This window comes from Enterococcus alishanensis (genome assembly GCF_019218635.1).
Classification (GTDB): Bacteria; Bacillota; Bacilli; order Lactobacillales; family Enterococcaceae; genus Enterococcus_A; species Enterococcus_A alishanensis.
Window position 1 is genome coordinate 1 of the sequence record NZ_JAHUZB010000025.1, and the last position, 1,360, is coordinate 1,360.

Below are 1,360 nucleotides of genomic sequence, written 5' to 3' on the forward strand. Positions count from 1 at the left end.
ATGTCAGTTACACGTTGCATTTTGATATAGCGACCGTGACTAGCTAGAAAGGAGAACAAGATGGAAGAAACAAAACCCCAAGAAGAAAAGAAAAAGAAAAAATGGTTGTTGTTACTTTTGTTGCTATTGTTGTTAATCGTTGGTGGATACTTTATCTACGATAGGTTTATCAAAAAAGACGAAGTACCTGTTACCGTGATTGCTGGTGATTTTTTACCAGAGGGCAAAGATGCCTCTAAGATGTCAGATAAAGAACTGGCAAACTTGGCACAGCAAAATGTCGATGACAGCCAATTTAATATGATGATTACATCAGAAGCCACCTTCAATAGTGACATGACTGGCAACTTACAAATTAAAAATCCCGACAGTAACCATAATCCCGTCAACGTGGTAGTGACGTTAGATAGTAGTGGTGATGTCGTTTATAGTTCTGGTGCAATTCAGCCAGGTGAGGAAATTAAGCAGGCTACTTTAGAGAAAAAATTAAGTGCCGGTAATTATCCTGCTACCGCAACTTTTAATTTATATGATCCGGATACCAATAAAAAAACCGGAGAAGTCGCTTCAGCAGTAACCTTAATGGTGCAATAAATAGATAGAAGAAAGAGGAGAACAAAATGAAGAAAAAAATGATGGCAGGTTTATTAGTAGCAGCTTTTGGCGTAGTAGGATTTAGTGGAACAAGTTTAGCAGATGAAACATCAACAATTGATGGTCGGGATAATGGAAAAGATACTGCAGATATCACAATTAACGGGAACTTAGCCGCTGATAATACTGATCCTGATTCAGGCTTACCAGAAGGCGATCCAGTTTGGGTCAATGTGACAGTGCCAACTGTGACAAGTTTCTGGAATACACCTACTCAAGCAGCTTTCCAATCACCAAATTACACGATTACTAATAACTCAGGACGTCCTGTGACGCTAGCAACAACAGCTTTCAAACAAAATGACTCTGTGACATTACCTAATGATTTCAGTTTAAATGCTGTCTTAAATGGAACAGATATCAAACTAGCTGAAGCTGGTAGTTTAGCTTTTTCTGCAAATGACAACTTGATGACTTTAGCAAATAAAGATGGCAAAATGACATCAGCTGCATCAGCTGTTACAGATTCTAACAAAGCTAGCTATAAATATACTGGTTCAGCAACTGTTTCTAGTAGCTTAAAACCACAATTCCAATTAACGATGAAATTCACACCAGTTGTTTGGAACTAGTGATAGAAAGGTTCGCTGCTGATGGAAAAAGATATTCAAATCAACGGCAATTTGACTGTTGAAAGTACGACAGATACGAATCAGTCGCCAACAACAGACACAACTACACAAAAATTAGTTATCACACAAGAACG

The 1,360-nt window shown here is 38.0% G+C and carries 2 protein-coding genes; both read left to right on the forward strand.

The window, feature by feature from the left end; genetic code table 11:
- The first annotated feature begins 60 nt into the window (after positions 1-60).
- On the forward strand, positions 61-594 hold the full coding sequence (locus KUA55_RS18065) for a hypothetical protein (RefSeq protein ID WP_218327765.1): 534 nt from the start codon (positions 61-63) through the stop codon (positions 592-594).
- Positions 595-620: 26 nt separating this feature from the next.
- Positions 621-1,226, forward strand: a complete 606-nt coding sequence (locus tag KUA55_RS18070) for a hypothetical protein (RefSeq protein WP_218327766.1) — start codon at positions 621-623, stop codon at positions 1,224-1,226.
- Positions 1,227-1,360 lie beyond the last annotated feature (134 nt).

Excerpts from the sequence above, each read along its gene's own strand:
- KUA55_RS18070 (WP_218327766.1), top strand. The coding sequence starts at position 621 with ATGAAGAAAAAAATGATGGCAGGTTTATTAGTAGCAGCTTTTGGCGTA.
- KUA55_RS18065 (WP_218327765.1), top strand. The coding sequence starts at position 61 with ATGGAAGAAACAAAACCCCAAGAAGAAAAGAAAAAGAAAAAATGGTTG.